Consider the following 26,368-nt stretch of genomic DNA (forward strand, 5'->3'; position numbering starts at 1 on the left):
TTTCGGTGTGTTTAATCAAACAAATTTCAGACTGTGGGGGCACGGCATTCTATAATCTGGCGAGAGAAATCAAACGTTATCGACGCCGTGCCCCTACTTTCGGTGTGTTTAATCAAACAAATTTCAGACTGTGGGGGCACGGCATTCTATAATCTGGCGAGAGAAATCAAACGTTATCGACGCCGTGCCCCTACTTTCGGTGTGTTTAATCAAACAAATTTCAGACTGTGGGGGCACGGCATTCTATAATCTGGCGAGAGAAATCAAACGTTATCGACGCCGTGCCCCTACTTCTGGTGTGTTTAATCAAACAAATTTCAGACTGTGGGGGCACGGCATTCTATAATCTGGCGAGAGAAATCAAACGTTATCGACGCCGTGCCCCTACTTCTGGTGTGTTCGAGCCGATAAATTTCCAGCTTTCGGGAACAAGAGATAATCTGGCGAGAGAAATCAAACGTTATCGACGCCGTGCCCCGACAAAACCTGTTAAAACAGGTGGCAAATCAGTTTTTATTTGCTAGATATTTGTCGATTAGGGTAATTAGTTGAGCTATGCTTTGCTGTTCTTCTAGTAGCAGTTGTTTGATCTGGCGCATCTGTTCCACGTTGGGCGGACGATGCACCAAATCGTCAACGAACTCGACTAGCGGTGATTTGCGATTGCGGCTATTGGCGCTTTCTGCGTTCAACTTCTCCCAGCGTTCCTTGACTGCTGCTGCTCTTTCCTCCATCAGCTTGTTTTTGGCTATGCGCTGCGCGGTGCGCTCAGGTGTTAGACATTTTTTTCCAGTCATCTTCGTCTGCGTAAATATCGGTAAATTTTTGTTCTAGCTCGGTTAGTTTTTCGCTGTGTCTCCCAACTTCGTCTTCTATGGTGTTGATTCTGTTTTCCAGAATATCAACTGATATATCCAGCGCTGCAACAAAACTTTCTAGCGTGTCTATCGGTTTTGGTTGGGGTGCGTCGCCGTTTGGTTGGTTACCGTTAGTCATGGTTTTTCCTCTCTGATTGATGGGAAAAACTGGCGCCAGCGTGCGGGTATCGTAGGCGATATGCCTCGCTGCCGCTGCGCTGGCGCCAGTTCTGCTACTTAGACGGTGTGCTTGCGCCTGAAGAGTCGGGTCATAATGCTCATCACCTCACCCGAATCGGGAATAATATCATGTCCCTGGGCAACGGTTGTGTAACTGCTAATAGCTAATCGCTAATGGCTGCTCTGGAGGCAATTAGCGATTAGCAATTAGCAATTAGCCAAGAATTTTGTGGGAAAAGGGATTTGTTGCTCATGCCGAAGGCAGCAACAAGCGGCTAATCAATAGGCAGTTAAGGCAAAGATTATTGGGAAGCGTTCGCGCAAGCTAGGGTATGCATATCGCCCACCTACCCAATAAGTAGGTACAAGTAAATAAAGTGAAAATAGTTATGCAAGTGTGGGGCCCGATCCAATGCCCACCCCACAAGAATTTCAGACTCTTGTGGGGTGGGCGCAAAGCCCGCCTCTTGTTCAATTTAGTTATACTCACATACTTAGCAAAAAAAATCATGCTCCTGCGCCCAAAACAGTAAGCCCAGATACAGAAGTTTCGCCGTCTCTGGCAAACTTGGATCAAAACGCTATCATTTTCTCTATTCAGATATGGAAGAAAAGCCTGCAAGAGCCAAAATTTATTATGATTCTAAATCTGATTGCCCAAGCTCTCACCCCCGATCCGGCGGCGACAGAGAGTCCCACTGCTACTCCGACTCCAATAGAGACGTTGACTCCCGCTGCTAGTCCGACTCCGATAGAGACGTTGACTCCCGCTGCTACTCCGCTTCCGCCTCCAGTTCAGGTTCCGATGCAAGCGGTGCAAACCCAGGCGGCGCAAACAGTCTCTGGGTTGAGTCAGATCGGACAAACTGCACTCGATCTGTTAACCCAATTTGGACTCAAGCTCCTGGGTGCGATCGCTCTGTGGTTTGTCGGTCAAAAGTTAATCGCACTTAGCCTCAGTCTAATCAAGCGAGGTCTGAGAACCCAGCCAATTGACCCAACGCTGATTAATTATCTGCTCTCGATTATCGGAGTGACGCTGAGAATCATTCTGATTGTGGCGATGCTGGGTTTCTTTGGCATCGAGACAACTTCGTTTGCTGCTTTGCTGGCGGCGGCGGGGGTGGCGATTGGTGCAGCGTGGGGCGGACTGCTGGCTAACTTTGCAGCGGGTGCATTTTTAATTATTTTTCGCCCTTTCAAAGTCGGGGATTTTATTTGCGCGGGGGGCGTCACGGGTACGGTTAAGGAAGTTGGATTGTTTACAACCAGGATCAATACAGTAGATAACGTGATGACGATTGTTGGTAACAACAAAATCTTCGACGACAATATTCAAAACTTTTCCACAAATCCTTACCGTCGCGTTGACTTAGTGGCTCAACTTGACAGCGGTGTCGATTGCAAACAAGCGATCGCCCTGTTAAAAGAGCGACTGAGGGATATCCCCAACGTCCTCGTCGATCCGGCACCGGATGTGGAAATTCTTGAGTTTAGTGTAGGTGGTCTCGTCCTTGCCGTCCGCCCCTATTGCCATAACGACAATTACTGGCAGGTGTATTTTGCTACCAATAAAATGATCTGCGATACTTTTGGCGAAGCTGGTTACCTTGTTCCAGCTCAGTACTTAATGCTGCCTCGGTAATAAAGCTTACTTGTCGGTGGGTGAAGGCAACATGACGGTAAAGGTCGTCCCTGCACCCACTTCGCTTTCAAATCGGATCGCTCCCCGATGTAATTCTACTGCTTTTTTGACAATTGCCAGTCCCAAACCAGTGCCTTTAATTTCCCCTACATTACTGCATCGGTAAAACGCTTCAAACAGTTTTTCTTGGTCTGCTTTTGGAATGCCGATACCCGCATCTCGAACGCGGAAAATTACCATTGGGTAATGGGGAATTGGGAATTGGTAATTCTCCAGATCTCCCACAGGCGAGACGCCTGTGCTACGCTGCTCCCACTTCTCCAAGTACTCTAGTTGTAAACGCACTTCGCCGCCTTTGGGGGAATATTTGATCCCATTGGAAAGCAAATTAGAAAGGATGTGGTGCAATAACCGTTGATCCAAAACTGCAACGCTTTTTCTTGAGGTGCAGACGAAGGTTATGCGGTGCTTTTCTTCTACTCCTAGCTGCATTTGTTCCACCAGATGGCGGCAGAATTCTTTTAAATTAAGCGGGGCAGGATTAAACTTTAATTGATCGGATTCTGCTCTACCGATGACGAGCATATCTTCAATCAACTGGTTCATACTTTGGCTGGCAGATTTCATTAAATCCAGGCATTTAACTTGGGTTTTTTCGTCTAATTTGCTGCTATTCAATTCGAGTAATTTCGCCGAACCTACAATCGCGCTCAAGGGGTTGCGTAACTCGTGCGCTGCCAGCGAAACATATTTGGTTTGGCGATCGGCTTTTTCTTCGGCTGTTTCCAAAGCTTGACGCAGTTTTGTTTCCAATTCGTGTCGGTGCAGGGCAATTTCGATCGTCACGTATAAATCTTTTTGTTGGAAAGGTTTGATAATATACCCGAAAGGGTCTGTTAGTTTGGCTCGCTTCAGGGTTTCTTCATCGGCATAAGCAGTCAAAAATACCGTTGGAATATGGCAACGAGTGCGAATTTTTTCCGCAGCTGCTATCCCGTCCATATCCCCTTCCAATACAATATCCATCAGCACCAAATCCGGCTGGTTTTGGGCGGCTTTTTCAATCGCTTCTTCCCCGTTCGTCACAATCGCCACAACCTCGTAACCCTGCTTTTTCAAGCTCTCGGCTATGGCCTCGGCTACAATCGCTTCATCTTCTACCACTAAGATCTTTTTTTCAGCCATTGCCTTAAACTCTCCGGCGGTAATTTAATTCGTAAAACCCCAGCTTAAATCGCGTTCCCCCATCGGTGTCAATTTCCAGAAAGCCCTTGAGCTGACGGGTCAGCATTCGGACTAATCTCAGTCCTAATGTTGCTGCGGTTTCTATATTAAAATTCTTAGGTAAGCCAACTCCATTATCGCTAACAATTAGATGAAATTTCATCAATTCATCCCGGAACAATTCAATACTAATTTGCCCAGGCATTCCTTGATTAAAAGCATATTTCAGCGAGTTAGAAACCAGTTCATTCACAATTAAACCACAGGGAATGGCTGTTTCTATATTAAGCGAAGATTCAGCCAGGTTAAGTTTTAGTTCAATGGCATTAGAGTGGTTGCCGAAAAATTGAAACAAATTAGTTGTGAGGTCTTTGATGTATTTAGCAAAGTCGATTTTGTCTAGATGTAGTGACTGATACAATTGCTCGTGAATTAGCGCCATCGAACGAATGCGGCTTTGACTTTCTCGAAACAGCGCGATAGTCTGGGGATCGTCAAGGTATTGAGCTTGGAGTTCGAGCAAGCTAGAAATTACCTGCATGTTGTTTTTGACGCGATGGTGAATTTCTTTGAGCAATACTTCTTTTTCGTGGAGGGAAGCTTGAATTTGCACTTCGGCAATTTTGCGATCGCTCACATCTTCAGCAATTCCGGCGATGCGGTAAAGTTTACCAAACTCATCTTTTATGGGAAAACCCCTCGCCCATATCCAGCGAATCGAACCATCGGGTCGGAGGATGCGATATTCATTGCTGGTAGACTCTCCTTGGAGTTGTTTGGCGATCGCACCAAGCACAGCTTCTCGGTCTTCCGGATACACTGTTTCTATCCAAAATTGCGGTTTGCCATTCGCTGCTGCGATCGGGCGTCCCCAAATTTTCTCATAAGCTGGACTGACGTAGAGCAACTGGTTACCCTCTGGAGATGCCAACCAAAACACATTAGCAATATTTTCTGCCATCTGGCGAAATTTTGCTTCGCTTTCGCATAAAGCGTTTTCTGCTCGTTTGCGCTCGGTGATATCCCGCAATGAGATAATGCAGACGGATTTTCCTTCCCATTCGGTTGGAGCAACGTGCATTTCTCCAATGCCGACTTCTTTATTTGGGCGCAGAATGGTTAATTCGATGATATCGTTCTTTATAGCAGGCCATCCTAACTCAACGCCGATTAAATCTTCGGGTTCGCAACCGAAAATTTTTCCCGCCGCCGGGTTAGCAAACAGCACCCGACCCCGACGATCTACAATTAACAAACCATCTAACAAGTTAGCCACAATTGTTTGCAGTCGCGCTTCGCTATCGCAGAGGGTGGAAATTATTGCTTGCAGGCGTTTTTCACTGTCTCGCAACGCAGCTTCTGTCTGTTTGCGATCGCTTATATCTTCATCAATCCCAGCAATGCGGTAAACAAGTCCAGCGCGATCGCGGATGGGAAAGCAACGGGATCTGATCCAACGCATCTCGCCGTCCGGGCGCAGGATACGATATTCTTGCTCATACTTACCCGGGTCTGGTGCTTTCAAAGCGGCGATGATGCGATCGCGGTCTTCTGGATGGATAATAGCATCTAAAAAATATTCAGGCGCAGCGCATAAATCAGCACGAGACAGTCCCCAAATCTTTTCGCACTGGGGAGAAACATAGATAATCTGTCTGGTTTTAGCATCGATCGTCCAGCAAATACTATCGATATTTTCTGCCAGTTGTTGGAATAGTTGCTCGCTTTCGTGCAACGCCGCCTCTACTCGCCGACGTTCGGCAATTTCCTGCTGTAATTGCTCTTTTAGCGCCGCTAATTCAGCCGTGCTATCTCTTAGTTTAATTTCTAGCTGCTCTTTAGCTTTTTGGCGTTCGGCGATTGTCTTGAATAAACCGCGAACTAACCCGCAAAGGTGACAAGGCGCAATATCAATCATCGGTTACAAGGTCAAGCGGCGATTTACCTCCTATTTTAATTGACTTAATCCTAAAAAAAGGGCTGCCAAGGTTCCAGAAACTCTAATTTCTCCTTGGACTATCTTTTCCATGACTTGAGAAACCGGCACTAATACCACTTCAATCTCTTCTGTAGCGTCTAGCTGCTGAAATCCCGATGGTCGAACATCTCTTGCTAAAAACAGATGAATGGTATTGGTATCTTTAATCGGATTATCATAAAGCTTCCCCAAAGGAATCATCTCTTGGGGAATATAACCAGTTTCTTCTTCGAGTTCTCGTCGCGCTGCGGTGGCGGCGCTTTCTAATTTTGGATTAAAACTTCCGGCGGGAAGTTCTAATAATATTTCACCTGTCGCGTGTCTGTATTGCCGCACAAAAACAATTTCTTGCTTGCCAGTTATTGCCAATGTTAAAACAATATCCGGACGAACCAGGACAAAGAAATCATCGATTCTTTTACCCTTTGGCAATTCTACTTCATCTTGTCTTATTTTAAACCATTTGTTCTCAAAAACGAATTTTGAATTCAGAATTTTCCATTTTTCGAGCATAAGTCGTTTGTAGTAAGGACTTTAGTCCTGATTTTCGAGTTGCTGAAGACTGTTGTCCTCACTAACAAATGATTGTAAACCTTGTCGTAGAGTTATACCAGCTTTAGTTGCCAGTTCGTGTGCCGCCTGATGGGCAGCCATTAAAACTATATTAAAACCTTCTGGTTGTAACTCTTGTAAAGATATAATTTTACAGGGCTGCGAACGCAAAAATAAATCCGCTAATTCTTTTAACGGCGGTGACTGTAATTCTTTAATATAGCGTTGAGCATTTTTCAGTCCCAATTCAATCACCAAAAGTTTAATTTGAAGCGTATTAACCGCAGTATTATCGCTGAGCAAACAAATGGATTTTTGCCCAATTTTATTTGCCACTTCTGACAACCCTTTAATCGCTGCAAAAATTTCGGCATTCGTCGAGTTTTCGCTGGTTTCCAAAGCATAGCTATATTGTTGCCAGTCGAGACTGAAATTGTTTTTATCTGATTCTATATCAAATAACGAACGTTGCAAAATAACGACACCAGCACCCGAACCAACTGCATCTAGGGGTGCCGGATGTCCGCCGTCAACAACTACCCAAATATCGGGTTCAAAAGATGGCAACAAGCTGATACCTGTCCGTTCTTGGGGAGTGAAGGCGCGTTGGATTTCCGTTTCATAATTCATGGGTAATTGGTCATGGGTAATTGGTCATGGGTAATTGGCTAATTAACGCAAGTTGCTAGTTATAAAATTCGCCGTTAATTGCTAATTGCTAATTGCTCTTGTATTTTTACCAATCTAGCCATTAACCATTGAGATAACTAGCAACTTGAGTTAATTAGTAATAGCAAACCATGCGGCGATCCCATCAGCGATCGCCAGTGCCAATCTCCTTTGTTCTGTAGGATTCATCAACCATTCAAACTCAAAAGGATTGCTCATAAATCCCAATTCCAATAATACAGATGGGGCGGATGCGGGACGCGCGAGGGCGAGGTTATTCCAAAACACGCCGTAGGAAGGACGATTGAGTTTTCCCACCAAACGATCGTGCAAAAACATCGATAAACTATGAGCTTGGGGATGATACCAAAACATGCCGATGCCTTTAGTATTAAAAGCGTCGCCGTTGTCGGGTAAGGAATTATAGTGAATCGAGAGAGCGATCGCCGGTTCCTCTCTATCAATTATTGCCACCCGTTCTGGCAGGGATAAAGTGCTATCATCCTCCCGCGTCATGATTACGGTCGCACCTCGCGCTACTAATTCGTCCCGAATCAGTTTCGATACGGTCAGGTTAACATCTTTTTCTAAATAACCCGTAGGTCCCGCTGCGCCAGATTCCCTCCCCCCATGTCCCGGATCTAGTAATATTTTAATTCCAGATAGTGGTTTGTCTGCTGTTTTGGCACTGTTGGGAGGATAGCGCAGCGTTAATACTAAACTCGTGCCATCGTATCGCAGTTTATAACCCCACTGCTGTTGGGATTTCAGGTTAAAAGTATATTGCACTCGCTCGGGTGCAATTTGTTGCCAGTCGAGGCGGGAAATAATCGGATCGTCATCTTGGCGAATAATATCGGTTTGGGCGGTGGTGTTGTGGAGAGTCAGGGTTAAAATGCGATCGCCCTGTTGTACGCTGACGGGTACGGGAACTTGCAGCGGAAACACCACTTCTGTCGCTCCAGCAACGCGACGAGTTGTGATGCTGCGAATAATAGAACGCGGCGGCACCGAACTTTGAGAAATCCGCACTTCTTCTTTATTTATCCATCCGCCGTAGTCGAGTCGCACCCACTCGCCTTCCCTGCCAGTAATCGATGCTTGGGTTCCTTTTGGTAGCGGAGTTAGGCGAGAATAATCAGTACTCGGTCCCGTTCTGGCAATTCCCCCATCAACAATCACCTCGGCAATTTCTAGTTGAGTCTGCGAGAGAATTTTAATATTACCTTGCCCGATTTCGGTAATTGTTTTGCCGTTTATGGTTAGTTGAAACTCGGGACGTCCCCATTCGGCGGGGGACTCCCCCGTCCCACATCCTCGATAGTTACTGCTGCGCCGGAGGTTTTGAGTCGTGACTGAATTGGGCAGATTTTGTCCAACTAAGGCGGCAGAATTGGCAGGCAGAATAACCTTGGCAGGTTGAGCAGTTAAAGGAATTGTACGATCGCCCAATTTTACATTTACCGTGGCATTGGCGGGAGCGATTGCGCTAAAACAAATCGCTTCCCCCGGCATTCTGGCAATATCCACCCTTGGGGTTAAAGAATCTTTCCCAAATGCCAACCCTACCGGAGAACTTGGTTGTGTCGATAACCGGGTTACTTTAATTCGTCGTTGTTGATTTCGGTAGCGAAACGTAAAGACATTATCTCCGATTCTCAGGGGAAAGCTGGGAGCAAAATGACCCGCCGGACTCCGTTGAATTGTCTTGCCATTTACCCGAACTCTTCCCGAAGGCGGGGCAGTTCCAATAAAGAAAATCCGGTCAGATGTCGTTCTGTGATTATTCGGCGGATACGCCAGGTAAAGAGGTTGTGCTGCCAAGGTTGGAGAAGCGATTACAGTTGCGATTGTGACTAATCCTAAGATTGTTTTCATTTTTTTGCTCATTGCTAATTGCTCATTGCTAATTGCTCATAACCTATTAGCCATTAGCCATTAGCCATTAGCATCTTCAAAAATCTTTGTGGGAATTCCATCAATACTTGTTTGGTTTTTCTCGCGCCAATATGCCGCAATTCCCCCTTCTCCTTTCTTTTTTGCCCATTCTATCAGGCTGGGTCTTTCTGCTTTAAATTCGTACAGCGGTACGCCATAACCGCAAGAAGTTTGAATCGCATCAATATCCATTACGATAATTTGACGTTCTCCCGGTGTTGGTTCAAATAATTCATAGTAATTCTCCCATTCTTTATGTCTGGGAGCAATTACCCGTCCGCGTCCGTACAAACGCAGAATTAAAGGCTTTTCTGCAAAGCTACAAAACATAATCGTCATTCTACATACCTCGTTCGGAGGATCTGCCTGGGAATGTAAATGCGCTGCGGTTTCATTGCCACTGCCAGTTAAATCTAGATAGGCAACCGTTCTATTATCAATGCAGCGAAACGTATCTATGCCTTTAGGAGATACATTAATCCGTCCCGACTTGGGGGCAGTCGCTGTGAAAAATAATTTTTGTTCTGAAATAAAATTTTGTAAATCTTCATTCAAATTAGAGTAAAACTTAGCCATTGTGAAAACCTCGTAAACTACACTAGAAACGACACAAAAAGCAAAAGAGGAGTAGAGGGGGAAGGGAGATTTGTGAAATTTTCACCTCTCAACGTTCCTAGAAACCGGGTTTCTGCCTATATCCGTCAGTCCTGTAAAATTCAAAATTGGGTAACATAGATTAGTTTTGGTTGGCGGGGTGCGTTGGCAGGTCATACAGGCAGTGCTGGCGTGGGGTATTAGTACAAGCTGCCCAACGGTCAACAATGTGGCAGAATGAACGGGGTGGCATAGGAATTGAGTCTACTTTTAAGCATTCTATGACTAAGTTTGTCTTTGTAACCGGCGGTGTTGTTTCCAGTATCGGCAAGGGAATTGTGGCGTCGAGTTTAGGACGCCTGCTCAAGTCGCGAGATTATTCAGTCTCGATATTAAAACTCGACCCATATATTAACGTCGATCCGGGAACGATGAGTCCGTTTCAGCACGGGGAAGTATTCGTCACCGAAGATGGTGCTGAAACAGACTTGGACTTGGGACACTACGAACGCTTCACCGATACTTCGATGTCGCGCCTCAACAGCGTTACCACAGGGTCAATTTATCAGGCAGTAATTAATAAAGAAAGGCGGGGCGACTATCAAGGTGGTACGGTGCAAGTCATTCCCCACATCACGAATGAAATTAAAGAACGCATACGCAGAGTGGCAAAAAATACAAATCCGGATGTAGTAATCACGGAAATAGGCGGCACGGTGGGAGATATTGAATCGTTACCTTTTTTGGAAGCAATTCGCCAGTTCCGTAAAGATGTGGGGCGGCAAAACGTGCTGTACATGCACGTAACGCTGGTACCTTGGATACAGTCGGCGGGAGAAATGAAAACCAAACCGACGCAGCATTCGGTGAAAGAATTGCGCTCGATAGGGATACAACCGGAGATTTTAGTATGCCGGAGCGATCGCCCGTTAAGCCCAGGATTAAAGCAAAAACTCTCGGAATTCTGCGACGTACCAGTTGAGCAGGTGATTAACGCTTGCGATGCCAATACAATTTACGAAGTGCCGCTGATGATGGAACGGGAAGGACTGGCACACCAGGCGCTGGATTTATTGCAACTCGAACAACGCCAACCCGATTTAAAACAGTGGCAAACTTTAGTAGACAGATTGTATCGCCCGACAAACCGGATTGAAATCGCGATCGTGGGGAAATATGTCCGATTAAGCGATGCTTACCTTTCTGTAGTAGAAGCGCTGCGCCATGCTTCGATCGCCCTAGGGGGCGAGTTGAACCTGCGGTGGGTAAACTCAGAAGATATTGAAGTAAACGGCGCAGAGCGCTATCTTGAAGGTGTCCAGGGCTTAGTCGTACCTGGAGGATTTGGGATCAGGGGCGTCGATGGCAAGATTGCAGCGGTGAAATACGCGCGCGATCGTCAACTTCCGTTTTTAGGTTTGTGTTTAGGAATGCAGTGTTGTGTAATAGAGTGGGCGCGTAACGTGGCAGGTTTAAAAGATGCCAATAGCGCTGAATTTGCCCCCGATACTCCCAATCCCGTGATCAACCTGTTGCCGGAACAGCACGATGTGGTAGAGTTGGGCGGCACCATGCGGCTGGGTTTGTATCCTTGCCGCTTGGCATCGAATACCCTGGCAAGTCGTCTGTATCAGCGGGAAGTGGTTTACGAACGCCACCGTCACCGCTATGAATTCAACAATGCCTATCGCAACTTGTTTCTAGAAAGCGGGTATGAAATCAGCGGGACTTCTCCCGATGGGCGCTTGGTGGAAATTATCGAACTCCCCAATCATCCCTTCTTTATTGCCACGCAATTTCACCCAGAATTTCAATCCCGCCCCAGCAATCCCCACCCCTTGTTTAAAGGGTTTATTTCTGCGGCGTTAGCCAAAGTTGACCAACGCCCTAATGGGAAGGGGAACGAAGAAGTTGTTTCAACAGATTCAACTTCTGCGCCGGATGTGTCTGGGGAGAAAATAGAAATTATCGATGGGAATCCAAACTCAACTTTGAAGGCGCGCTGAATTATCCCAGCTATGCTGGGCTACTGCTACCTAAAAAACCGTCACGAGCTATTGTAAAAAGCGGCAAATTATGCTTACCCTGCGAATAGCTCGCTTTATGATCGGAAATAAACCTATTGCATCTAAAAATCAAGCAGCTGGGAAATTGCGGTTGTGAGGAAATAGCGTGACCTATTGGATCAAAATCAGTTACGAGAGGAATCAATATGTAATCGATCTCGACCGTGTTAGTGCTTTTGTTTACGAGCAAAACGGGACGCTAAAATTTTGGTTACCGGATAGTGGTTTTCCGATCGTTCTCAACCCCCAAGGACACCCAGACGCCCATCAAAAAGTGCAGACCTACATTAAAGAGGTGAGGGGGCAGACTTTTGAAGAGTACTGGGTAGAACTTACCTATGAAAGAAATAAATATTTGGTGAACCTCAAGTGCATCAGTAGCTTTGAGTGCGAACCGAACGGCAGGATAAAGTTTTGGTTGCCAGATGGCGCGATCGCTATCATTATCAACCCCCAGAGTAACAAAGAAGACTACCAAAAAGTCATCAAGTACATTCAACGGGAAACTGGACATTCTTTACCTTGAATGGGTAATTGGTAATGGCTAATGGCTAATGGCTAATGGCTAATGGAAATTTTTCCCTATTACCCTTCCACGCCTTATGCCTGGGAACGCCATTACCTATTACCTATTACCTATTACCTATTAACTCAAGTTGCTAGTTATCTCTCTGGCGAGCGGCTAATGGCTCAATCAGTAAAAATCCTATATGAGCAATTAGCAATTAGCAATTAGCAACGCCCTTGTTTATAACTAGCAACTTGCGTTATTACCTATTACCTGTTGCGCTAATTTTGCCGCACCGACCATTCCCGCAGAATTACCCAAGTCTGCGGGTAACAATTGCAACCGGGCGCGCGAACTGGGTAGAACCCGACGTTCGATTTCGGCGATCGCATATGGAAAGAAAAACTCGGCACTAGCACTCACCCCGCCGCCAATTACAACCGCTTCCGGCGCCAAAATGTAGATCGAACTGGTTAAACCAATACCTAAATCTCGTCCGTAGTTGCGCCAAAATTCCAACGCGAAAGGATCGCCTGCTTTGGCAAGTTTGCCCAATTCTTCCGGTTCCATTCCGGTGCGGCGGCGAATTGCTACAACCGAGACATATTGTTCTAAAGAACCTTGATTACCGCTGTTACAAGGTGGACCATCGGGATTTAAAGTCACCAATCCCAACTCACCCGCAGCGCCTTGATGACCGACAAACAATTTTCCATCTAAAATAATTGCGCCGCCGACACCCGTCCCCAAGGTGAGTAAAATAAAGTTGCGAAATCGACGCCCCGCCCCTAACCAAGCTTCTCCCAATCCGGCACAATTAGCATCGTTGGCGATAATTGTAGGTAATCCAGTTTTTGCTTCTAACCAATCTGCCAAGGGAATATTGTGCCAACCATCTAAATTAATTCCTACGATGGCAATTCTACCAGCGGCATCGGCGGGACCCGGAGTACCAACGCCAATTGCTCGCGCATTTTTGTGCGGATCGATTTGAGCGATGGCATCTACCATCGCATCTAAAACCGCTGCCGGTGTCGCCGGATTGGGTGTGGGTATGGTTAGGGACTGCAAGCAGTTCCCATCTTGATTAAACCGCCCCAGTTTAATCGCCGTTCCCCCTAAATCAATCCCGATAACTTGGTTCATTGCTAATTGCTAATTGCTAATTGCTGGCTTGTTAACTGCGATCTGGCGCGAAAAGTATTTTACTATTAGCCATGAGCCATGAGCCATTACCCATGAGCCATTAGCCATTAGCCATTAGCCATTACCCATTAGCCATTACCCATTAGCCATTACCCATTAGCCATTACCTTTTTCTCGGATCGATAAACTCGCTTAACCCTTCTCCCACCAAAGATAATCCTACAACCATCAGGGTTAAAGCTAAACCGGGGAACATTGCCGTCCACCAAACGCCGGTAGGTAACGCTTCCAGGGCTAATTTTAAATCGTGTCCCCACTCTGGCACGTCGTCGGGGAGTCCCAATCCCAAAAATCCCAAACCTCCCAGGGTTAAAATCGCATCGGCGGCGTTGAGGGTGAAGAGTACCGGCACGCTTTGAATCACGTTTAAAAACAGATAGCGGGATAAAACCGTCCAAGTGTTCGCGCCCATTGCTTGCGCCGCTTCGATAAACAATTCGGTTTTAACGCTGACCGTGTGGTTGCGGACAACGCGATAGTATTGCGGGATGTACGAGATCGACAGTGCGATCGCGCCATTCAAAACCCCCCGCCCCACCACAAACGCCAGCGTTACTGACAGTAACAACCCCGGCAGCGTATAAATTGTATCCATCAAAAACAACAGTACTCGGTCTAATCTGCCGCCCAGATAACCGCTGACTAAACCCAACGGCACGCCAACAACCAGACTCAGCATCGTCGCCAAAATCACCACTTGCAGCGCCGCTTGGCTGCCAAACAGCGTGCGGGAGAACACATCGTAGCCTTGGTTACTCGTGCCAAACCAATAACGCCCTGAAGGCGGTTCGTGAATCGGGTTAGAGAGCGACTCAGTAGGGTTTTGCAGCCATCCCCAGGCTTGAAAAGTTGGTGCAAAAACGGCTACCAGTACGAACGCGAAAGTGATGACCAGTCCCACGAGGAGAAACTGCATGGAAAGATTGGGACGCCCTGAAAAACGCCATCTCGGTAATGAAAGTTTAGAAAGGTTCATCGATTAAAACTAGCTATTTCACAAGATGGTACAGCTTCCAGCCCCGATGCTGTTATTGCTATTCGCAAGTTGGGGCAGCAGCAAGTTTAATTTGCTCGGCTTCGAGTATTTCTTCAGCAGCTTTGATAGTTTCATCATCAAAAATTTCCCGGTTGTAGCAAATAATTTCTGCCAACAACTGTTGATGTTTTTTTGTGGCATTGCTAATCATTGAACCCTCAGTTCGGCGATAATTGATCAGAAATTCTCTAGTTCCTAAAAAAGGAATGTTTTGTCTATGGCAGTTAATCCAAAATTCCCAGTCTTCATAGCCTTGTACGATCATGTTCTCTTTGTAGCCTTTAACCAAATCCCAAACAACCTTGTGATAAAGTGCGGACGGGTGAAGCATATTAAACTTCTTGATATTTTCGGCAGAATACATGTCATAACTATGCCTCAACATGGTATGGTCAATCCCGAACACTCTGTGGGAAGCAAATGCCACGCATGGAACTTCTGATTTTAAAGAGATATTCATGAGATAATCCAGCGCATTTGAACTTAATGTGTCATCTGCATCGAGTGGCATTATGTATTCACCTGTTGCCGCCGCTATCCCAGCATTTCTCGCACTTGCTACTCCCCCATTGACTTTTTCTATTAACCGGATTGATTTATCAGGATAAATTGCTATCAAGTTGCGTGCGACTTCGCTGGTGTTGTCCGGACTGCCATCATTGACGATGATAATTTCCCAATTTTCGTAGGTTTGAGCTACTATGCTAGCCACCGACTCCGGTAAAAATTTTGCTTGGTTGTAGCAGGGAATAACGACAGATACCAAAGGCTGTTTTTCTGGTTCTACAAAAACGTTGATTGGCGGCAAAGGCAGCCGATCAAAGACATTCGGCTGATTTGTAGATAAACTGTATAAATAAATCCTTGGATGCACAATTGCCAACTGAGAAATATTAGTATTCTGGTACGCCTTTTCCAGTTCTGGATATCTGGACAAACAGTCTTGTTTAACAAAAATGAAGATATTCTGAGCGTACCAAGGCTCTACTTTTTCATTACTCCATATTTTTTTTCTCAGCACATCTACGACCGCATAGCCGTTCTTTTGAAACAAGTTTACCCAATATTGAGGCCATTGTTCGTTAAGATGGAAGCCTGCTTGAAAGGGTATAGCAGCTGAAAAAAGAATAACTGGTGCCAGTTGGGTGAGCGAGTTGATCAATTGCTCGCCGCATTCACTCGGCAGGTATTCAGCAACTTCTAAACAAATTGCTAGGTCAAATTTTTTCTCGATTGGCAGAGGTTGCTTCAAGTCATGTGAGGTGAATTGACTCAGGGGGATTTGTAGCAGATTAGGATCTAGATACTCTCCATCTATACCCAAGCAGTCTTCGATGCCAAACTCTTTAAAGACTGCTAACCAATTTCCCAGACCGCACCCTAAGTCCACAACAGTATTAGGGGGGAACGGTTGCAGCAGTTCTATCAGTAGAGGAATGATTTGTTGAGCTGAACTACGGGATCCCTTTGGCATTAACTCATAGCATGGATTTAAAGCTGGTTTTTGCTTGGGACTCAGTTGGTCAGTTACTTGATAAAGTAGTTTTACTTCAACCATATATCCGTCAGTTGTTTTCAGTTGAATCTGTTTTTCTTTCACAGGTCCTGACAGGTGCAAAATGCCGATAGGCGTGTGGGGTAAATAGGGTTCTACAAAGCAGGATTTTTCTTGCTCCCAACTTGGAAAAGCATGTTGACAATTCCAGTTACACCATGCCGGAAGCATTTCAGTTTTGTCGAATAATCCACCCTGATAAACAGACAAATTGATCGCAAATTGAGCTTTCATTAAGGAGACAGATTGCTGTAATCCTTGATTTAAATATTCTGCCCAAACTTCCCAGTGAGGCGCATCTTTGTGGAGTGCAAACACCCCGGCATTTAGTACGGGATAGCTATATAAATTTTCTGCGACTTCCTCGCCAAAAGCCTCTTGATATTTGTTATAAACCCATTGCCACCAAAATTTACGTAATCCCCCATACTGGATTTCGCTCCCCCGGTCTATTTCGGGAACAATTGCTAATCCTCCGCGTTTGGCTCCTTGAACAAATAAATCAATAGCTTTCCAATCTTGTACCCAAGCATCTGCATCTATCCACAGATAGATGTCAAAATTGGGAAAGTATTTCCGCAAGAAAGGACGTGCTAATAATCCCTTAAAATGAACGGTAGCTTCATCTTTACCAGGAAAGTTGAACTCCCAATCTGGTTGCTTAATTATATTTACTTTTCCCTGTAGCCACTCAAGTTGTTCTGGCGTGCAGCCCAGATCGAAAAACCCTATAATTGCATTTGCACCCTGTGTTTTTTCTCGGATAGATAAAATAGTGCCTTGCACCAGTTCAAAGTAATCGGCGTTTGCTGCGGTGATGATGATTGTTTCCATAGGAATTTTCGATTTGCTTTCACAGGCTTAGTTGGGTTGCTTTGATTTTACCACGTTAGCGGCGTGGGGTTTGATAGATTGAAAGCTACCAGTACGAAAGCGAAAGTAATACGAGTCCCACTAGGAGAAACTGTATGGAAAGATTGGGACGGCTAAAAAAACGGGGTAATGAAAGTTTAGAAAGATTCATCGCTCCCTAAAACTAGCTATGTCACAAGATGGTACAGCTGCAAGTCCCGATGCTGTTATTGCCATACGGTTTTCATTGTTCATGATAATTCGGGTATGAATCAGGGAACGCAGAGCTTCCCATTGGTTTTGCTCCATAACCTGATGACTGACGAATGAAATTTCCGGTGATTCATCCACATCTAACTCTTCTTCATACAAAATTTTCATAACTACATCAGAAATTGCCAAATCTGCCGAGTCTTTAGAAATATTGCTGGTTTCTACGAGGAGAGTGATTCGACTTCTCTCAGGATGAGTCAGCAGCACTCTGATGATGCTTTCCAATTCTTGCAGCAGTAACTCTTCAGGTTGAGTCCAGTCTGGGAATATTATCAGGTTTATAGCTCTTAAATTCAACTCGGGAATTTTTTGCAGGCGCGCTAACATCGCTTCGCCAGCGACTAACCCCGGTAATAATTTTAAGGTAGCGCGGGCAACTTTTTCTGCTAAGACTGTATCGCCAATTTTCTCCGCTGCTTCCGCCAAGTACCAAATAGTACGCCAGAGATCGCATTCCGAAACAGTTGCATCTGCTTTGCGAAACCACACACCCGTCTCGTCAATTCTCACCAGGGGAAATGACATATTTTGAGAACGTTCAAACTCGTGAATTGCTTTCCGACAACCTTCCCAAAAACCATAATCGTCGATTTGGATAACTCCGTCATCTACAACTTGAGCGAACAGGTTATTAAATATATCCATCGTTGATTCATACCAATCCCCATCAGCGTGAAGTAAAGCAATATCAGCTATTTTTGATTTAGACTCAGGCAATGTTGAGGCAAACAACCCCTGGACGGGTACAACAATATCTCTCACATCCAAAGCTTGACAAACTACATCTAAACCCTCAATAATTGGCGCTTTTAAAGTCCCGACTCCCAAACCCGTGTCATTGGCAGGTATTCCGTTGTGTTTATCAACATCAGTAGGGTCGGGCATTCCCTCAAATGTATCAAAAGCATACAACATTCGGGGGCGCAGACTATAGCGTTTGATTGCGAATGCTAGCAGCGCTGCACTTCCGCCTTTGCAAGTGCCGCACTCAACAAAATTTCCGGGAATATCATCTATACAAATTTGCCGCGCTAAGGTATATAAAGAAAATAATCGAGCTTCGCTTAACAGGGTGAATGGTCGAATTGCTGCAAGCAGGTTTTGGAATTCATCTATTTCGCGATCGCTCAATACTCCATGTCCGGATTTTGCTAGTAAGTAGTGCTTGAGACTAGCTGCAAAATCTCCGGTTTGCCAATAAAGCTGGCTCAGGTATTTATTGGCTATCCCAGAACTGGGATTAAGTTTTCCTGCATTTTTAAAAGCTACTAATGCCCGGTTAAAATCCCCTTGTATAAAAAACTCCCTTCCCTGTTGGTTGAATTCAATGGCTTGCTTAACATCTACTTCTTCAGTAATATTAAGCTGCCTAACTTCTGACTCTACTTTGTCAACTAGCTTAATTAACCGCTCCAGACTAAAATCTTGTTTACCTATTTGTGGTTTATTCGTTCCGCTAACTGGATGATGTTGCAAATGTTCGGGTAAATGCCATTCTATCTTCGGGTCTGGTTGATGAATAACAGGTTCGACGTTGCCTCGCCATGCCACTCCCATAATTTGCATGGTTTGATAAATCATCGTATTCCATCCCCTTTGCTTCAGGTAATCTAAACCTTGAGCAACATCGGGGGAAGCTAAATCGTGAAACAGAATTAAAGCATCTGCTTCAGCCAATGTTTCGCAGATAATAGCATCATTCAAAGGGCCTGGTGCGTCGTGATTTCCATCAATAAAAATTAACGACCACTTGCGTTGAAATTCAGTTGCAATTTCCTCTACTTTTTCCGGACTATAACCAGGAATGAGTCTAACCGAATCAAGCACGCCCGCTGCTTGCAGTGAGTTGCTAACGCTTTCGTAAAATTCTGGTTTTTCTAATATTGGATCGATAACATCTAGCTCAACTCCTGCCAAAGCTAAATGACAAGCTGACCAACCCATCCAACAGCCTATTTCTAAAACTTTTTTGCCTTTAAATTTGAGCGCCGTATTATAAAGAATATGGGCTTCATCGCGACTGACAAATCCGATGTATGGATGGCGCTTATCTGCGTACCAGTTATGAGGAATTTCCCGCCGTAAATAAGGCCAAGGACAACCACTGGTATCCCCGATAATCATATTGGGAAAACAGCGATCCGGCTGAATAATTTTAAATCCAGGAGATACATAATCTCCAACCGGCAACAAACTTGAAGTAATTGTTTGTTTATCTTTCAGAGATATTTCGCTATAGCGTAAGCTGCCCTCAACTAGATCCATGTCAGTGGACACTAAGTTTAGTCTGTCATGCTTTTCTCCAGTTAAATGTATAATTCCGAGCGGTGTATGAGGTAAGAATGGTTCTACAAGACAAGATTTTTCTCGATCCCAAGCTGGCAAACCAAAATGGCAAGTCCAGTTACACCAAGCTGGAAGCATTTCAGTTTCAGCGAACAATCCGCAATTATAGATACTGTAATTAAGTGCTATCTGGTCTGTCATTGTACAGACAAAGTTTTGGATTGCTCTATCAATAGATTCTTGCCATACTTCCCAGTGAGGCGCATCTTTGTGAAGCGCAAAAATACCTGCGTTCACCATCGGATAACTATAGAATTTTTCAGCTTCTTCGTCACCAAAAGCCTTTTTGTACCAACCATAAGTCGTTCGCCAATAGCCGGATAAAGAGCCATATTGTATGTGGCTACCTCGGTCAATTTCAGGAACAACTGCTAAGCCTCGCCGTTTGGCGCCTTGGATGAATAAATCAACTGCTTTCCAGTCTTGTATCCAGGCGTCGGCATCTATCCATAGATAGATGTCAAAATTGGGAAAGTATTTACGCAAAAAAGGACGTGCTAACAAACCTTTTAAATGAGTTGGAGCTTCATTAATACTTGGAAAGTTAAACTCCCAATCAGGCTGTTTAATGATATTGACTCGTTCCTGTAACCATTGCAGCTGTTCTGGCGTACAACCTAGATCGAAAAAGCCAACGATCGCATTTCGCCCCTGTGGTTTTTCTCGGATAGATAAAACAGTGCCTTGAACCAGTTCAAAGTAGTTTGCATTCGCCGCAGTGATAATGATTTCCACAGGAGTCCCCGATCCGCTTTCACAGGCTTGCTTGGGTCGTCTTTATTTTACCACGCTTGCGACTCAGTGCTTGATATATTGTCAAAATATGCACTTTGATGCCACACTGAGAGAATGCTTATTTGCTAATTTTAGTTAGGTTATATATGGATATCGATAAATTACAGCAACAACTAGCCGCATACCTAGCTCAAGGTTATTATGATGAAGCGAGCGATCTTTGCGAACAAGGCATTAATACTGAACCGGCTATAACGTTAAACTACTGGTATCTGGGAATAGCAATGCTATTGCAAGGGGAAGAATCAGAAGCTCAAGCTATTTGGCTATCAGCTATAACTCAAGTTACTCCAGATGAAATGGATGCAGTAACGGCGGAACTATTACAAGTATTACAAACCGCAGCTCTTCAATTTTTAGATAACCGAGAGTTCCAGAAATCAGAGATAATATACTGGCAAATACTAGAATTAGATTCTAATGATTGCACAGTTTACTACAATTTAGGAAATGCTCTAGCGCAGCAGGGAAATTTCGATGAAGCGATCAACTGTTGGCAAAATGCGATCGCTCTCAAACCTGACTATGTTGAAGCTTACGAAGAGTGGGGAAGTGTGTGTCATAAGTTAGAAGATTTTGAAAGCGCGATCGCTTGCTATTCAAAAGCTTTAGAACTCAAACCAGATAATTATCAAACAGCTTACAATCTAGGGCTTTGCTTTTCTTTTTTGGGGATGGTGTCAGAAGCGAGCGCTTGTTTTCAAAACGCCATTCAACTCAAACCAGACTCCACCCAACCCTACGGCGATCTGGGATATCTTCTCCTGCAAAAAGGTCAACTCGATGACGCAATTAAATTGTTTAATCAAGCCATCCCAGTAAGTTTCCTAGAATCTTACTGTCGCTTCATTGACACCCTGAAAAACCAAAGCCAATCTAAGGAAGTATTTAACGATAACGCCTGTTTCTTAAAATATTTACACCTTCATCCTTATTCTTTTGACACCTTCTTGTATTTAGCTAAAATAATCGACAGAACAGATACTTTGTCAGCCATAGCAAGGGAAATTTATCAAAAAGCCCTGGAATTTAACCCGGATGCCGATATTATTGTCAGCCGACAAAATAAGCTAGATAATTCAACAAAAGCATCACAAGAAATCCTATCATTTGAACCGCCAAAATATTTTTATGAATCTACCTTGGATTGGGCAAATACCTATAATATAGACAAACATTATCTAAATATTTATCCGAACAATACCCTTTATTTAACTCCCCCTAAAACACCCGATACTGCGATACATTTTAGCTTTAGATTCGGCAGTCAAGTTGAATTACCAGCCACCTTTGTTGCCATAGTGCCAGACGGACGTTTCTGGTTAAATAAAAAACAGGATAAAAGTGCCGTCATCGCCGCCGATAATAAACTGTTAGGAGATATTTCCCCAGATTTTCCAGTTTTAAGTCCAGGACATCCAGATAAACATCCCAGCAAACATTCTATTTTTTCTGTAGGTAAATTACCGCCTATTCAGAGGATAGATGGAACCGTAGCCGTTTTAGCCGGACTCTTAAACGACACATATTTTCATTGGATGTTTGATATCCTACCCCGCATTGAATTACTCGATAAAAGCGGTATAGACATAGCTACTATCGATAAATTTTTAGTCAGCAGTCGTCTATCTTTCCAAAAAGAAACCCTCAAAGCACTAGGAATTCCAGAAACAAAAATCCTAGAAACTGATGAGTATCCTCACATCCAAGCAACAAGCTTAGTCGTTCCATCTTTCCCCAGTAGCTTAGCTTGGATGCCAAAATGGGCTTGTAATTTTTTGCGTCAGGAATTTTTACATAAAAAAACGATTGAAACCGAAAAAATAGAGCGGATATATATTAGCCGTAAACCAGCTCCAAATCGCAGAATTATCAACGAAGATGAAATCGTAAGCTGTTTAACTAAATACGGTTTTAGAAGCGTCATCCTTGAATCAATGTCAGTAGTTGAACAAGCCGCCTTGTTAGCTCATGCTAAAGTTGTAGTAGCACCTCACGGCGGTGGCTTGACTAATACTGTCTTCTGCAATCCCGGAACTAAGGTAATAGAGATTTTTTCACCGAATTACGTATATCCTTGTTATTGGCTGATTAGCAATCAAATCGGTTTGGCATATTACTATTTACAAGGAGAAAATCCGGAAGGGTTCTATTTACATAAACTTTTATACCCAGACGCACGACTGGAAGATATTTTTGTTAATATCAATGAATTGTTAAAAATTATGAGATTTGCCGGAGCAATCTAGAAAGCTAAGCATCTGTGGCGAACGATTGTTTAATTTCATTTATTCTTTCCTGAGCGGGCGCAAAGTCTGGAGCGAATGCCAACGCCATTTCAAATGCTACTAATGCATCCTGCGGGCGTTTCATTTCCAAGTAGGTACAACCGATATTATAGGCAGGATAGGTAGTTAAGAAACTCATTTCAAAAGGTTCTCCTATATAGTAATCCTCGTTTTGACCCAATTTTATACAATTCTCAAAATAAGCGATCGCTCCCAAGGGAAATCCTAAATCTTTTAGTATTTCACCGGCAAGATGATTGAGTGGAGGATAATTAGGACACCATTCAAGTCCTCGCTGGCAAAGCAATCTGGCTGTTTCATAATCTTTGTGTTCAAAATATTGCGTCCCTAACAAATGAAGTAAGGTAGCAATCCAGAAAAGATCCTCTGGTGGGTTTCCATCCATCAAATGGGGTGAAAGCTTATCTAAAATTTCTGCATAACATTCTTCAGCTTTCTCTGTCCGATCAATCCGGTTATACTTGTGAGCGAGACAATCCAAATGCCATAGACTAAACCCTTCTTCTTCTCGCATTCGTTCGAGTATGGGAATATCGCGATTTATAAGTTTTTGTCTCACCTTATCTGGAGAGATATTTCCATAATGCAGTATCTTAACTCCCTCTAATTGGCTGATAGTTATCTTGGTATTTGGATAGTTGATCTGCTCGTGAAAGCGGTATATATATCTCAGACCTGGTAGGTTACGAAACAGTCTTCCATGAAAACCTCCCTTGAGGTTCTTTATATTAGCATGTAACAACACCATTCCATAGATTGTTACTTCAGGATTTGCCGCTAGCTGGTGTTTCCAATTTTCTGTTTCGACTACTAACTCTTCATCTGCATCTAATACCAGAATCCAGTCACCAGATGCCTGGTAAATAGAGTAATTGCGAGCCGCTGCAAAATCATCGCACCACTCGAAATAACTCACTTTCGCTCCATAGTTAAGAGCAATTTCAGGTGTTCCATCAGAAGAGCCAGTATCTACTACAATCATTTCATCAACATAAGGTTTAGCGCTGGCCAAACACCTTGCCAAATTTTATTTTTCATTTTTGACTATCATGCAAAGTGACAAAAAAGGTTTGGCTATTGGCTCTATTTCTTTCATCCGGTTTATCTAAATTTTTGAGTTTTTATGGATATTTTTACCGACGTGTTATTGCTGTCAGCCCGCTTTAATTAAATTGGATATATTATAGCTATGACTTAGACAAAGAAACAAAGGGCGCTCCGAAAAATCGTTGGTTTGGCATGGCTCAGGTTTTTGTGGCAGCAATTTTATCGTCTCGTCTACATATTTGTCACTTCGGCAGTATGCCTTGAGGTCCACAAGTCCCCAGGGTGGATTAGCTGCATGAAACTGGTCGAGTAGATGATGGGACAAATTGACCATGAAGAAAGATAAATTGGCGGCATTGGTGACTGGGGTGGGGTTAACAGTCATAAAATCTTTGCATCTCCAGAATTGCTTAGGGTCACGGAAGTTAAACTCTATTGGGAAGCGCAGACTGTAATAGTCGATCAGCTTGTCATCAGATAACTCCAGGTCGCTGGTGAATAAAATCACATGAGAGCAAGCTGGGGTGCGAAGATTTGTTTTGAGCAAGATCGCCACATTTAGAGCCTGGGCAAATTGCTGGTGCAGCAGTTGAATTTGATAGATAACTCAAGTTGCTAGTTATCTCTGGGAGCGGCTAATGGCTAATGGCTAATGGCGAGATTGGTAAAAATCCAAGATTAGCAATTAGCAATTAGCAATTAGCAAGCTGGCAACGCCCTTGTTTATAACTAGCAACTTGCGTTAGATATCTGTCTGGATGTGACCCTCTAGAGTACTGTTTTTTAAACTAGAGCTAGGGAGACGGCGGTACTCTAGCTGATCTCCGTACTGGCGACGGGAACTCAGACTTGAGTCCGGGTTTTGGTCAGCGGCACTAAGGGACCTTGCAGCTCAAGCAAAGTAGCAATCATTGCCTGAATTGGCAACAGTTCTGGTGTCAGCTTAACCAGGATTGAAACAATTTTAAACACCCACACCAGCAGCTCATTTCCATCCCGCCTCAGCGGTCAAACTATTTTGCACCAGCCATCTATAGAGGCTTTTCACCCAAAATCCCACCCAAGAGGGTGGGATTTTGGCGCAGGTATTGTTTGAGAAACCGGGTTTCTGCGAGAGTTGCACTAGATGTGACTAGCTAGCAGCAACAGGCGCTGGGACGGGGTAAACACTCACCTGTTTGCGAGTTCTATCCTTTCTTTCAAACGTGACAACGCCGTCAATCAGGGAAAATAGGGTATCGTCGCAGCCAATACCCACATTCTTACCGGGGTGAAACTTCTTCCCGCGCTGACGCACCAGGATATTACCAGCGCGAACAGTTTGACCGCCGTAGCGCTTGACGCCCAAACGCTGGGCATTTGAGTCACGTCCGTTGCGAGTACTACCAGTACCTTTCTTGTGAGCCATGATATCCTCCGCTATTCCTATTCTTTACTATTATTCCGCAGTTGCTTCAGCTGCTTCTGGTGCTGCTTCTGGCGCTGGAGTTGCTGCTGCTTCCTTGGCGGCTAAAACAGCACCATTCATGCTGATTGAGTCAATCATCAGGCGGGTGATTTCCTGACGGTGTCCCCGTTTTTTGCGAGTTTTCTTCTTGGGCTTCATCTTGTATACCAAAACTTTGCGCCCGCGAAAATGCCGCATCACCGTGCCTTGTACCGTCGCGCCTTCAACCCAAGGCTGACCGATATTAACGCCGCCATCATGCTGAACGAACAAAACTTTATCGATAGTGACTTGCGAGTTTGCTTCGTCCTTCAGCAGTTCGATATCGTAGAAGCGGCCTGGTTCGACGCGCAGTTGTTTGCCGCCCGTTTCAATAATTGCGTAAGTCATGAGATTTTTCTAGAGTTGCCGTACAGGTAGCTTTTTGGGTAATCGGTAATCGGTAATCGGTAATCGGTAATCGTTTGTTGCCAATTACCGATCGCCTATGACCGATTGCCAAACAGCTTTGTAATGCCTCGACCTGATCCGAGCAGGAATGGACACAATCTACTATTATTTCTGATTTGAGGCTAGTTTGTCAAGCGAGCCCGCCCCTGACCTTAACTCGTTCCCATGCTCTTAAGTCGTTAACTCGTTAACTCGTTCCCATGCTCTGCGTGGGAACGGCTTTTGGAGGCTCTGCCTCTAGGCGACTGACCAGAGGCAAAGCCTCCAAAACCACGTTCCAAGGCCAGAGCCTTGGAACGAGAAAACGAGAAACGAGAAAAGCGAGAAATTAGTAACGCACCACATTTCTACAAAATTCGGGTAGAGGTGTTTCTGGAAAGCAAGCCGACACAGCGGTATCTATTTTAATCGGGTATAGAAATAACAATGGCGACACAGCTTCAAAAGATTTGGCAATTTTTGCAGAAAGACGTGCGGGAATTGTGGCAACCTACAGAAGCAGCAGAGTCCGGCGCGGAAGTTTCCAAAGCAGTTTTGGAATTAGCAATTGCACTGGGTTTATTAGTCGCGCCTCCAGTTGCTGTTGCGGCGGCGGGACTTTCGTTTGTGGGAATAGCCACCAGAGGGATAAAATTTTACCGGGAAAAGGTCAATAAAGAGCCAACCTTAGAAGAATTCGTCGCCATTGCTTCTCCCCTCGCCTATTTAGAAAGCGTGAACTACCCCACCGCATAGGCGGATGGGGCTTCTGTACTCATAGGCGAATGCCGCAGGTGAGACTTTCGTCCCATCTTTGGTCTTACTTCCCCTCCTACAGCAGAGACGGCTGAACCATCCGCCT

21 protein-coding genes and 1 pseudogene are annotated in these 26,368 nt (G+C 44.6%); 6 read left to right on the top strand and 16 right to left on the bottom strand.

The genetic code is table 11. The features are described 5' to 3' along the window. Positions 1–281 precede the first annotated feature (281 nt). A complete protein-coding gene (locus tag MiSe_RS35245) occupies positions 282–524 on the top strand; it encodes a hypothetical protein (protein ID WP_226589011.1) in 243 nt (80 codons plus the stop codon). Here MiSe_RS35245 and MiSe_RS35250 read toward each other — a convergent pair. Next, the gene (locus MiSe_RS35250) at positions 507–797 is read right to left on the bottom strand and encodes a hypothetical protein (RefSeq protein ID WP_226589015.1); all 291 of its coding nucleotides are present in this window, start codon (positions 795–797) and stop codon (positions 507–509) included. The genes MiSe_RS35245 and MiSe_RS35250 overlap by 18 nt on opposite strands. Continuing rightward, positions 769–996 carry a hypothetical protein gene (locus MiSe_RS35255; RefSeq protein WP_226589018.1) on the bottom strand — a complete coding sequence of 76 codons (228 nt, stop codon included), beginning with the start codon at positions 994–996 and terminating at the stop codon, positions 769–771. Before MiSe_RS35255 ends, MiSe_RS35250 begins: the two co-directional genes overlap by 29 nt. Before the next feature lie 846 nt (positions 997–1,842). Between MiSe_RS35255 and MiSe_RS35260 the strand changes: the two genes are divergently transcribed. Beyond that, positions 1,843–2,682, top strand: coding sequence for a mechanosensitive ion channel family protein (locus MiSe_RS35260; protein ID WP_444980597.1), 840 nt, complete (start codon positions 1,843–1,845; stop codon positions 2,680–2,682). Positions 2,683–2,688: 6 nt separating this feature from the next. Here the strand turns inward: MiSe_RS35260 and MiSe_RS35265 are convergent, their stop codons facing one another. The 6 genes from MiSe_RS35265 to MiSe_RS35290 all read right to left on the bottom strand — a co-directional run bounded on the left by MiSe_RS35265 (position 2,689) and on the right by MiSe_RS35290 (position 9,619). After that, positions 2,689–3,867 carry a hybrid sensor histidine kinase/response regulator gene (locus MiSe_RS35265; RefSeq protein ID WP_226589023.1) on the bottom strand — a complete coding sequence of 393 codons (1,179 nt, stop codon included), beginning with the start codon at positions 3,865–3,867 and terminating at the stop codon, positions 2,689–2,691. Between the two features lie 4 nt (positions 3,868–3,871). Continuing rightward, a complete protein-coding gene (locus MiSe_RS35270; RefSeq protein ID WP_226589025.1) occupies positions 3,872–5,824 on the bottom strand; it encodes a PAS domain S-box protein in 1,953 nt (650 codons plus the stop codon). 30 nt (positions 5,825–5,854) lie between these two features. Next, the gene (locus tag MiSe_RS35275) at positions 5,855–6,397 is read right to left on the bottom strand and encodes an NUDIX hydrolase (RefSeq protein WP_226589027.1); all 543 of its coding nucleotides are present in this window, start codon (positions 6,395–6,397) and stop codon (positions 5,855–5,857) included. A 21-nt stretch (positions 6,398–6,418) separates the two neighbouring features. Beyond that, positions 6,419–7,066 (bottom strand): ribonuclease H family protein, encoded by a 648-nt coding sequence (locus tag MiSe_RS35280; RefSeq protein ID WP_226589030.1) that lies wholly within the window; start codon positions 7,064–7,066, stop codon positions 6,419–6,421. Between the two features lie 150 nt (positions 7,067–7,216). Beyond that, positions 7,217–8,983: an N-acetylmuramoyl-L-alanine amidase family protein gene (locus MiSe_RS35285; RefSeq protein WP_226589061.1), complete on the bottom strand. Its 1,767-nt coding sequence runs from the start codon at positions 8,981–8,983 to the stop codon at positions 7,217–7,219. A 60-nt stretch (positions 8,984–9,043) separates the two neighbouring features. Beyond that, the gene (locus MiSe_RS35290; protein WP_226589032.1) at positions 9,044–9,619 is read right to left on the bottom strand and encodes a pyridoxamine 5'-phosphate oxidase family protein; all 576 of its coding nucleotides are present in this window, start codon (positions 9,617–9,619) and stop codon (positions 9,044–9,046) included. A gap of 299 nt (positions 9,620–9,918) precedes the next feature. Between MiSe_RS35290 and pyrG the strand changes: the two genes are divergently transcribed. Both pyrG and MiSe_RS35300 read left to right on the top strand, forming a co-directional pair. After that, complete coding sequence (gene pyrG / locus MiSe_RS35295; RefSeq protein WP_226589063.1) at positions 9,919–11,643, top strand: CTP synthase; 1,725 nt, start codon at positions 9,919–9,921, stop codon at positions 11,641–11,643. A 166-nt stretch (positions 11,644–11,809) separates the two neighbouring features. Continuing rightward, positions 11,810–12,229 (top strand): hypothetical protein, encoded by a 420-nt coding sequence (locus MiSe_RS35300; RefSeq protein ID WP_226589034.1) that lies wholly within the window; start codon positions 11,810–11,812, stop codon positions 12,227–12,229. 228 nt (positions 12,230–12,457) lie between these two features. Here the strand turns inward: MiSe_RS35300 and MiSe_RS35305 are convergent, their stop codons facing one another. The 4 genes from MiSe_RS35305 to MiSe_RS35320 all read right to left on the bottom strand — a co-directional run bounded on the left by MiSe_RS35305 (position 12,458) and on the right by MiSe_RS35320 (position 20,214). Then, a complete protein-coding gene (locus MiSe_RS35305) occupies positions 12,458–13,357 on the bottom strand; it encodes an ROK family protein (protein WP_226589037.1) in 900 nt (299 codons plus the stop codon). A 163-nt stretch (positions 13,358–13,520) separates the two neighbouring features. Then, a complete protein-coding gene (locus MiSe_RS35310) occupies positions 13,521–14,393 on the bottom strand; it encodes an ABC transporter permease (protein ID WP_226589040.1) in 873 nt (290 codons plus the stop codon). Positions 14,394–14,451: 58 nt separating this feature from the next. Next, positions 14,452–16,842, bottom strand: a complete 2,391-nt coding sequence (locus MiSe_RS35315; RefSeq protein ID WP_226589043.1) for a glycosyltransferase — start codon at positions 16,840–16,842, stop codon at positions 14,452–14,454. Between the two features lie 186 nt (positions 16,843–17,028). Beyond that, positions 17,029–20,214 carry a class I SAM-dependent methyltransferase gene (locus MiSe_RS35320; RefSeq protein ID WP_226589044.1) on the bottom strand — a complete coding sequence of 1,062 codons (3,186 nt, stop codon included), beginning with the start codon at positions 20,212–20,214 and terminating at the stop codon, positions 17,029–17,031. Positions 20,215–20,360: 146 nt separating this feature from the next. Between MiSe_RS35320 and MiSe_RS35325 the strand changes: the two genes are divergently transcribed. Then, positions 20,361–22,523, top strand: a complete 2,163-nt coding sequence (locus MiSe_RS35325; protein ID WP_226589047.1) for a glycosyltransferase 61 family protein — start codon at positions 20,361–20,363, stop codon at positions 22,521–22,523. 4 nt (positions 22,524–22,527) lie between these two features. Here MiSe_RS35325 and MiSe_RS35330 read toward each other — a convergent pair whose 3' ends face one another. The 4 genes and pseudogenes from MiSe_RS35330 to rplU form a co-directional block, all read right to left on the bottom strand. Next, entirely contained in the window at positions 22,528–23,607 is a 1,080-nt protein-coding gene (locus MiSe_RS35330; protein WP_226589050.1) for a glycosyltransferase, read from the bottom strand. Positions 23,608–23,823: 216 nt separating this feature from the next. After that, positions 23,824–24,234 (bottom strand): annotated as a pseudogene (locus MiSe_RS35335) (IS4 family transposase); the annotation flags it as partial. A gap of 528 nt (positions 24,235–24,762) precedes the next feature. After that, on the bottom strand, positions 24,763–25,038 hold the full coding sequence (gene rpmA / locus MiSe_RS35340) for a 50S ribosomal protein L27 (protein ID WP_226589053.1): 276 nt from the start codon (positions 25,036–25,038) through the stop codon (positions 24,763–24,765). 30 nt (positions 25,039–25,068) lie between these two features. Continuing rightward, complete coding sequence (gene rplU / locus MiSe_RS35345; protein ID WP_226589055.1) at positions 25,069–25,467, bottom strand: 50S ribosomal protein L21; 399 nt, start codon at positions 25,465–25,467, stop codon at positions 25,069–25,071. 486 nt (positions 25,468–25,953) lie between these two features. On the opposite strand from rplU, the gene MiSe_RS35350 reads away from it, so the two are divergent. Further along, positions 25,954–26,262: a hypothetical protein gene (locus MiSe_RS35350; protein WP_226589058.1), complete on the top strand. Its 309-nt coding sequence runs from the start codon at positions 25,954–25,956 to the stop codon at positions 26,260–26,262. The last annotated feature ends 106 nt before the right edge of the window (positions 26,263–26,368 follow it).

The organism is Microseira wollei NIES-4236 (genome assembly GCF_020521235.1).
Lineage (GTDB): Bacteria > Cyanobacteriota > Cyanobacteriia > Cyanobacteriales > Aerosakkonemataceae > Microseira > Microseira wollei.

Excerpts from the sequence above, each read along its gene's own strand:
- MiSe_RS35350 (WP_226589058.1), top strand. The coding sequence starts at position 25,954 with ATGGCGACACAGCTTCAAAAGATTTGGCAATTTTTGCAGAAAGACGTG.
- pyrG (WP_226589063.1), top strand. The coding sequence starts at position 9,919 with ATGACTAAGTTTGTCTTTGTAACCGGCGGTGTTGTTTCCAGTATCGGC.
- MiSe_RS35280 (WP_226589030.1), bottom strand. The coding sequence starts at position 7,066 with ATGAATTATGAAACGGAAATCCAACGCGCCTTCACTCCCCAAGAACGG.
- MiSe_RS35250 (WP_226589015.1), bottom strand. The coding sequence starts at position 797 with ATGACTGGAAAAAAATGTCTAACACCTGAGCGCACCGCGCAGCGCATA.
- MiSe_RS35270 (WP_226589025.1), bottom strand. The coding sequence starts at position 5,824 with ATGATTGATATTGCGCCTTGTCACCTTTGCGGGTTAGTTCGCGGTTTA.
- rplU (WP_226589055.1), bottom strand. The coding sequence starts at position 25,467 with ATGACTTACGCAATTATTGAAACGGGCGGCAAACAACTGCGCGTCGAA.
- MiSe_RS35305 (WP_226589037.1), bottom strand. The coding sequence starts at position 13,357 with ATGAACCAAGTTATCGGGATTGATTTAGGGGGAACGGCGATTAAACTG.
- MiSe_RS35290 (WP_226589032.1), bottom strand. The coding sequence starts at position 9,619 with ATGGCTAAGTTTTACTCTAATTTGAATGAAGATTTACAAAATTTTATT.
- MiSe_RS35315 (WP_226589043.1), bottom strand. The coding sequence starts at position 16,842 with ATGGAAACAATCATCATCACCGCAGCAAACGCCGATTACTTTGAACTG.
- rpmA (WP_226589053.1), bottom strand. The coding sequence starts at position 25,038 with ATGGCTCACAAGAAAGGTACTGGTAGTACTCGCAACGGACGTGACTCA.
- MiSe_RS35325 (WP_226589047.1), top strand. The coding sequence starts at position 20,361 with ATGGATATCGATAAATTACAGCAACAACTAGCCGCATACCTAGCTCAA.
- MiSe_RS35285 (WP_226589061.1), bottom strand. The coding sequence starts at position 8,983 with ATGAAAACAATCTTAGGATTAGTCACAATCGCAACTGTAATCGCTTCT.
- MiSe_RS35265 (WP_226589023.1), bottom strand. The coding sequence starts at position 3,867 with ATGGCTGAAAAAAAGATCTTAGTGGTAGAAGATGAAGCGATTGTAGCC.
- MiSe_RS35310 (WP_226589040.1), bottom strand. The coding sequence starts at position 14,393 with ATGAACCTTTCTAAACTTTCATTACCGAGATGGCGTTTTTCAGGGCGT.
- MiSe_RS35275 (WP_226589027.1), bottom strand. The coding sequence starts at position 6,397 with ATGCTCGAAAAATGGAAAATTCTGAATTCAAAATTCGTTTTTGAGAAC.
- MiSe_RS35260 (WP_444980597.1), top strand. The coding sequence starts at position 1,843 with ATGCAAGCGGTGCAAACCCAGGCGGCGCAAACAGTCTCTGGGTTGAGT.
- MiSe_RS35255 (WP_226589018.1), bottom strand. The coding sequence starts at position 996 with ATGACTAACGGTAACCAACCAAACGGCGACGCACCCCAACCAAAACCG.